This window comes from Moorena sp. SIO1F2, assembly GCF_010672755.1.
GTDB lineage: Bacteria > Cyanobacteriota > Cyanobacteriia > Cyanobacteriales > Coleofasciculaceae > Moorena.
In genome coordinates, this window is record NZ_JAAHFV010000002.1 from 47,118 (window position 1) to 54,143 (window position 7,026).

Genomic DNA, 7,026 nt, shown 5'->3' on the forward strand with positions numbered 1-7,026 from the left:
CCCCGAGAGCGATTTTTTACGCAAAACATTTACAAACTTTCATAAATGTCAGGGTTAAAGATCTAGCTGCTGCTGGGCTAGGTGGTAGTACAGACCTTTCTCAGCCATGAGTTCCTCGTGGGTACCGCGCTCTGCGATCAGACCTTGGTCGAGGACGAGTATAGAGTCAGCATTGCGCACCGTAGAAAGACGGTGGGCAATGATGAAGGTAGTGCGATCGCGACTAATGCGAGCTAAATTTTGTTGAAAACGTCGCTCGGATTCTGTATCTAGGGAGCTAGTCGCTTCATCGAGAATCATAATCTTGGGGTTACCCAGCAAGGCTCGGGCGATCGCAATCCGTTGCCGTTGTCCCCCAGACAGGTTAGACCCTCTCTCCCCAACCTTGGTGTTGTATCCCAGGGGCAGGTTTTGAATAAACACATGAGCTTCAGCCAATTTGGCAACTTCTACCCCTTGTTCGAGACTATACTCAGGTTTGTATAAGGTGATGTTCTCTAAGATCGTCCCTGAAAACAAAAAGCATTCTTGGGGTACCACACCTAATTGAGAGCGCAAAGACTGGGGAGAAACATGTCGGATGTCGTGGCTATCAATCAAAATACGGCCTGTAGTTGGGTGATAGAGTCCTTGGAGCAGCTTTACCAAGGTACTTTTGCCCGAGCCACTGCGTCCGACAATGGCTATGGTCTTTCCAGGGGCAACCTCGAAGGAAATGTTTTGAAGGGTGTATTGTTCATCATCCTCACTATAGCGAAAGCTGACATTGTCAAACTGGACATGCCCCGCGATCGCAGGCAATGGCATCAGGGGTTTTTGGGTATTCTCTTCTGGCTGGGTGGTCAAGACATCATCGAGCCGTTCCACGGATACCAAGATTTCCTGGAATTCATCCCAAAGTCCCACCAAAGACAAAATCGGGCTAATCACCCGACCAATGAGCATATTAAATGCCACAAACTGACCAATGGTGAGCTGTTCCTGAATTACCAGACTAGCCCCGAACCACAGTAAAGCCGTGCCGCTGAGGTTATTAATCAAGCCACTGACTGACCCTAAGCCGTTGGCCAAGTTCTGTCCTTTGAATACCATATTCAACTGACCCGTGAGGCGGTCTTCCCAGCGCCAGCGCACCTCTTGTTCAGAGGCTGCTGCTTTGACAGTTGCTACTCCCGACATCATTTCTACTAACAGGGAGTTTTGTGCCGCTGCTTCTTTAAAGATTTCCCTGGACACTTGGCGTAGAAATGGACTGGCAAGTATGGTCAAAATCGCAATCGGTACAATCGTTGCCAGCACCAGCAAGGTTAGGTGCCAGTTGTAGTAGAGCATCAGCCCCACATAGACAAACATCATTACCACATCCAGCCAAGTGGCAATGGCTTGCTGAGTGAGGAACGCCTGAATTTTACCAGTTTCCTGGACTCGGGTTAGGATGTCCCCCACCTGGCGGGATTCAAAAAACTTCAGGGGTAGTGTGAGGGTATGCTTAATAAAGCCACTGACAAAGGTAAGACTGAGTCGATTGGAAAAGTAATCCAGCAGGTAGCGTCTGGTGACACTCAAGCCTATGCTCCAAAGGCCAAAGATGACTAGACCAATGGCAAACACATTGAGGGTAACAACACTTTTGTTAACCACCACCTGATCCAAAATGATTTGGGTAAACAGGGGGGTAATCAGACCAAAAACCTGGAGCAGTAGGGAAGCTAGGATAATTTGCAACAGGACGATGCGATGGGGCCATAGCAATCCCCAAAAGCGATTCAGAGAAATCTTTTGATTAGGAGTCCCTGCTAGCTGGGGAGTGGGATTCAACAGCAGCGCATATCCTGTCCAACCCTCTAGAAATTGTTGTCGAGAAAGCGATCGCTTTCCCACAGCTGGATCCGCAACAAGTACCTTCTCCCCTTTGACCCAATAGACAACTATATAATGATCACCTTGCCAGTGAGCAATCCAGGGGTTACTCCGATCCGCTAGGCGAGCTAAAGACGCTCTAACTGGAGTAGCTTGAAATCCCAAGGTTTCTGATGCTCTGGCTAACCCTTTCAGGGATGACCCAGAACGCCCCACCCCAGCCAGATTCCGTAGGGAATTCAAGCTAAATCGTTTGCCCCAGTAACGTCCAATCATTGCCAAGCAAGCAGCGCCACAATCTGAAGACGATTGCTGTTCAATGAAGGGATAGCGTTGCCACAACCCCTGAAGAAAAGGTCGCTTCGTCGGTACGGGAAATGGGATCAGTTTAGACTCAGCCTGGGTCGAGTTACTTTGTGTTTCACCATTTCCATTGCTAGGGGGGTTGGATGGAATTAGCGGTACTCTGTGACCCGGCTGATTACGGATTTGGTGAACTATGGCGCTAGTGGCTTCTGATTTCTGGTGTCCATTTTCAGAGCTTTGACCCGTCTGTGGACTCAACCTTGCCAGCACCGGTACCAGGGCTTGGGCAGTGTCCCAATGTTCCTGAGGGAGATAGGTTACCCATAAATCGCTTTGGGCAATCCAATCTTCCGGTACTGGCTGAGGATAGCCCCAACTTTCGCCAATGGCAATGGTTAGTGGGCAATTCTCTTCAACTCCACCCCTTTCAATCTGACCACTACGTAGCCAGTAACGACCGACTTGGCCAGACTCAACTAAGGACTCCCCAGCGGAAATCCGTGTGTCTACCAGGTAGGGCAACAATTGCTGTAGGGTGATGCTGTCAAGCGATCGCAATTCTGTCAAGGTCTTGAAGAAAATCAAGCGTTGCCGGTGCTGAGCTTGTTGCTGTAGGTGTTCGAGCCACTCCGGTAGCTGTTCTAACCAAGATTGGAGTTCAGCTAAGGAGATCCGAGCAATCTTTCCTGAACTCGCTGCGATCGCTTGGTAAGGATAAGATAGGTTGCACAACAGTTCCTCAGCCCCAAAGGTTGCCCCCTCTTCAAGAACCTGTACCGATACGTCCCGCTGTTTTTCCCCATCAAAGCTTAGCAGCCGCACCCGCCCGCCACAGACGACGTAAAAATACTTATTTGGTTCATTTTGAACAGAATCTTGGCTTAACTCCCGTCTATGATAGGATATAATTTTATCACCTAGCTCAAAGTTATGAATTTGGAAGGATTGACTAAATTCTGGTAATAGTGTCTTTGATAGCGTCTTATCCAACCAGTTCGCGATTAGGTGTTCAATAACCTCGGAAGATTTCTGGGTCGGGTATTGGCCAAGGTAATCTGGTGGTTGCCCTGATTTTTCTAAACCGACCGTTTTCTGATGCATTAGGTAGAACCCCTTCTTTAGTTAGTTTTACCTTGTCTTGACTAGCGCCATGGTTAGGTGGAGTCTTCGGCCCCATTTGATTGGCACGAGTCTTGATTGTTCAAACAGTACTCTGGGTATTCACATAGACTCTGCTCTCCCTTTTGACCTAGTGATAGTTCCAGTAGTGTTCCCTGGGGTTGACTTAGGAGTTGACTTAGGAGTACTGTGGCATCCAACAAGTGTTTGCCGTTTTATGCCACCTAAGCCATCCCAGCTAATCCAGGTAATAAGTAATAATTTGATGGTCACCCTTGCTCCGGGAGGCTGTTCGCCCTTTTTTAGGTAACTTCATGAAAAGCTCGTGAAATCAATTATGAGTTTTTTCCGCTGAAAACTCAATATCTTTACATATTTCTTAAAACTTCAAAGCTTTTCTACATATTCCTTACCAGTAAACCCATGGACAATCTCCGGAATAATCCTATGTGAAGTAAATTGGTGCTGTCAAGTTGTTTTCACAATAAATTCACGGTTTTTAAGGGAACTTCAATAAAATTTTAGAAAATCTTATTGAAGTTAAGTCGCCAGATTGAAGTTAACCAGCCAGATAGAGTTGTCAAGTTTTCATAACATTTTTACTAAACTCATATAATCAGTTTAGTAGTTATCAATAGTTTCACAAGTACTTTACCAACTCTTCATTAAATTTTCATATAAACTTTAAACAAAATTCACAAGTACAGCAATGTCTCAGCTCCTAGAGAAGCTTTGTGATTCGTGATATAGCGGTTTTTAGCCTAATGAGGTACACAGGATTTTTTACCTTTTCTTTCTTCTGACTTTACTGCTCCGAAGTCCCTGCTCCCTGCTCCCTATAAACCCAAAAACTTGTACCTTACTAGCTTAAAAACCGCTATATACTAAATATATTGACCACCATCCAGCGTAATCGTGCTACCCGTTAGAAAATCTTGTTCGAGTAAAAACAGGGCGCTGTCCGTCACTACTTTGGTATTTCCAGGGATTTTTAATGGAATAAACTTACGGGCATAATTTTCCATAAAGGCTTGAGGGTCTGGGTCACCTGGAGGTTCGAGAATTTGTCCCAGCGCTAAACCATTTACTGTAATGCGGGGGGCTAATTCCAATGCCATAATTTTTGTCATATCCCACAAGCCCCGTTTGGTAATTCGATAGGCAAAATGGTTAGTATCTGGCTTGGCAATACCAGCATCGTTAATATTAATAATTTTGCCATTCCTATTTTGGGGAAGTTGCTTGGCAAACTCTTGACTGAGTTGGAAGGGGGCACGAAGGTTAATGGCAAAAATTTTATCCCACAAAGCGACATCAGTCTGGGCAAATAGATCTTCTTCTGGGAAGATAGAAGCGCTATTAATCAGGATGTCGATTTTTCCAAAGGTTTCAACTGCTTGAGGGATAATAGTGTCTGTGGCCACGGGGTCGGCGAGATTAGCGGAGTAGGTAATAGCTCGCACTCCCAAGGACTCTGCTTCGGCTTTGACTTCAGCAGCTGCATCAGCAGAGCGTCCGTAATGAATAAAGACATCGCACCCAGCTTTAGCAAGAGCGATAACAAGAGCACGCCCTACCCGAATGCCACCCCCAGTTATAAGGGCCACTTTTCCCCTTAAGTCCATTGTGTTACTTAGATGATTTCTATTATCAAACCAGAAAACAAGCTTTCTGACCAAAAACAGGAGACCACAAGCCCCAAGTTTCTAATTTACCTTCCGCACTGTGAAGTGCATAAGGTATATCATGAGTAAGTTAACACAAACAAGGAGGTAAAGCAAGCATGTTGGTACTGGCATACAAGGCTGTAGTCAAAAAAACTCAAGCTAAAGCAATAGATGAAGCTATTCGGACATCTCAATTTGTGCGCAATAAAGTACTTAGATACTGGCTCGACCATCCCGGTGTTCCTAAGAAAAAGCAACACCACTTACAATACTCAATTATGTAGTGAATATGGATTTTCCAAAGACCTGAACAGTCATAATACAGCCGAGAAAGATATTAAAGGCTCCCAACGCAAAATTTACAAAAAGAAGAAGGGGTTATCGGGTACGAAAAAAGCTCGTGAAGTTTATGCTCCCAAGCATGATTGAGTAACAATAAAAAGGAATGAACACACCAACAGACGCTTCGCGTAACGGCGTTGCAAGAAACGTGGTTGAAACTAGAATCCCCTGCCTTCTAGGCATGGGGAGTCTCAAAAACCCCCATACAATAGAACAGGTAATGGGTTAAACCACTTTGGGAAGGGTGAATCTTCTCGTGAATGCAACATAAGTGATACTCAGTCCCATTGAGGCGTGGTCTAAAGCTGCTGTGTTAACCGATGAAGGTCGATGGTCTATAACTCCGGAAAATTGGTAACCACAAAGCTTTCATTGAGCGCGATCGCTCTTGGCAGTAACCTGGGTGACTCTCGTGCCATCCTAGAAGCTGCCCTCAGAAAACTCGACCAAACCCTAGGCGTTACCGTAAAATTGTGCTCTAGTTGGTATAAAACTGCACCAGTTGGACCGCCACAACCTGATTATCTCAATGGTTGTGCCCTTTTGGAGGTGCAACTAAGTCCCCAGAAATTGCTAGAGACTCTGCTAGGAATTGAACAAGAGTTTGGTAGAGTCCGTCAGGAACATTGGGGACCACGAACCCTAGACCTAGATTTACTTTTATTTGATGATTTGATTCTACAGACACCTGAGCTCCAAATCCCTCACCCGCGTATGAGACAGAGAGCTTTTGTGCTAGTTCCCTTGGTAGAAATTGCTCCTGATTGGGTAGAACCAGTCTCGGGACAGAGTATTTTTCAACTGGTTCAAAAGCTAGACTGTTCTGGAGTTAAGTTGTTGTCTGATACTTCGCTAGTAGGTTTTCCCAAGTAATTGCCGCTCTGAGAAACCTACAAAAATCAGTAAAATCTATCTAGGATTAATTGAGGCAATATTGCCAAATAAAAATTCTATATGTGGCAGACTTAATCAATTTGCCTTTGCAGATAATCCTCAATCAACACGCGAGTATAGGTATTGAGGGGATACTCCATTGCCTTTTGGGGAGTAACCCATACCCATTCCTCAATTTCTTCGTTGGGCGTTATCGTTTCCCTAGCAGAGAATGCATAGTAGTTGACCATAATGAAATGGGCTTCTCGGACAAAGTTAGAGTCTAGCACCGCTTCTTGTAACAACCCAAAGCTCACTTGGGTTAACTCTAGACCAACTTCTTCTCGAAACTCCCTTAGAAGTGCCGATTCTAGGGTTTCGCCCCATTCTACTTTACCTCCCGGTACACCCCATAAACCCTTCCACTTAGTAGTTTTTACAATTAACACTCTTCTACTAGGATTGACAACAAGTGCCCCTACAGTAGTCAAGGGAAACTGCTTCTGCACGGATACTGGTTTGATTGTGGTTTTATTTGGTGTGCTTTTATTTGGCATCGCTTTGCTTAGCTGATCCTTCCCCAGTCTTATGTAACAGATCGATAGATTTTAAATTAGTTTCCTATTACCAGAAAACCTGGATTGCTTATGGCTAAAATTGTCTCATACTTTTAACTATTCAACGTGATTTCGATAGAACTCAGGTGTCGGTAGATTTAAGGAGCTTCGAGCCAGAAGCCATGAGTCATTATCATTGATAAAATCAATTTTTTAGGATAATATAATCAGCTATTTAACGACGTTCAATTCTGTATTATAACCAATAATTATGAATTCTTATCCTGACTCCTGACTACTGT

At 44.8% G+C, this 7,026-nt stretch carries 5 protein-coding genes; 2 read left to right on the plus strand and 3 right to left on the minus strand.

From position 1 onward, the window contains the following. Window positions 1-54: 54 nt before the first annotated feature. Window positions 55-3,267, minus strand: coding sequence for a peptidase domain-containing ABC transporter (locus F6J94_RS00440; protein ID WP_293035798.1), 3,213 nt, complete (start codon window positions 3,265-3,267; stop codon window positions 55-57). 902 nt (window positions 3,268-4,169) lie between these two features. Next, window positions 4,170-4,892 carry an SDR family NAD(P)-dependent oxidoreductase gene (locus F6J94_RS00445; protein ID WP_293035800.1) on the minus strand — a complete coding sequence of 241 codons (723 nt, stop codon included), beginning with the start codon at window positions 4,890-4,892 and terminating at the stop codon, window positions 4,170-4,172. Window positions 4,893-5,068: 176 nt separating this feature from the next. Between F6J94_RS00445 and F6J94_RS00450 the strand changes: the two genes are divergently transcribed. Together F6J94_RS00450 and folK are read left to right on the plus strand one after the other, a co-directional pair. Beyond that, entirely contained in the window at window positions 5,069-5,236 is a 168-nt protein-coding gene (locus F6J94_RS00450) for a transposase (protein WP_293035802.1), read from the plus strand. Window positions 5,237-5,624: 388 nt separating this feature from the next. Beyond that, window positions 5,625-6,167, plus strand: coding sequence for a 2-amino-4-hydroxy-6-hydroxymethyldihydropteridine diphosphokinase (gene folK, locus F6J94_RS00455; protein ID WP_293035804.1), 543 nt, complete (start codon window positions 5,625-5,627; stop codon window positions 6,165-6,167). A gap of 92 nt (window positions 6,168-6,259) precedes the next feature. Here folK and F6J94_RS00460 read toward each other — a convergent pair whose 3' ends face one another. Continuing rightward, the gene (locus F6J94_RS00460) at window positions 6,260-6,724 is read right to left on the minus strand and encodes an NUDIX domain-containing protein (RefSeq protein ID WP_293035806.1); all 465 of its coding nucleotides are present in this window, start codon (window positions 6,722-6,724) and stop codon (window positions 6,260-6,262) included. Window positions 6,725-7,026: the final 302 nt, after the last annotated feature.

Coding starts and splice junctions, on each gene's coding strand:
- F6J94_RS00440 (WP_293035798.1), bottom strand. CDS start 3,267: ATGCATCAGAAAACGGTCGGTTTAGAAAAATCAGGGCAACCACCAGAT.
- F6J94_RS00450 (WP_293035802.1), top strand. CDS start 5,069: ATGTTGGTACTGGCATACAAGGCTGTAGTCAAAAAAACTCAAGCTAAA.
- folK (WP_293035804.1), top strand. CDS start 5,625: ATGGTCTATAACTCCGGAAAATTGGTAACCACAAAGCTTTCATTGAGC.
- F6J94_RS00460 (WP_293035806.1), bottom strand. CDS start 6,724: ATGCCAAATAAAAGCACACCAAATAAAACCACAATCAAACCAGTATCC.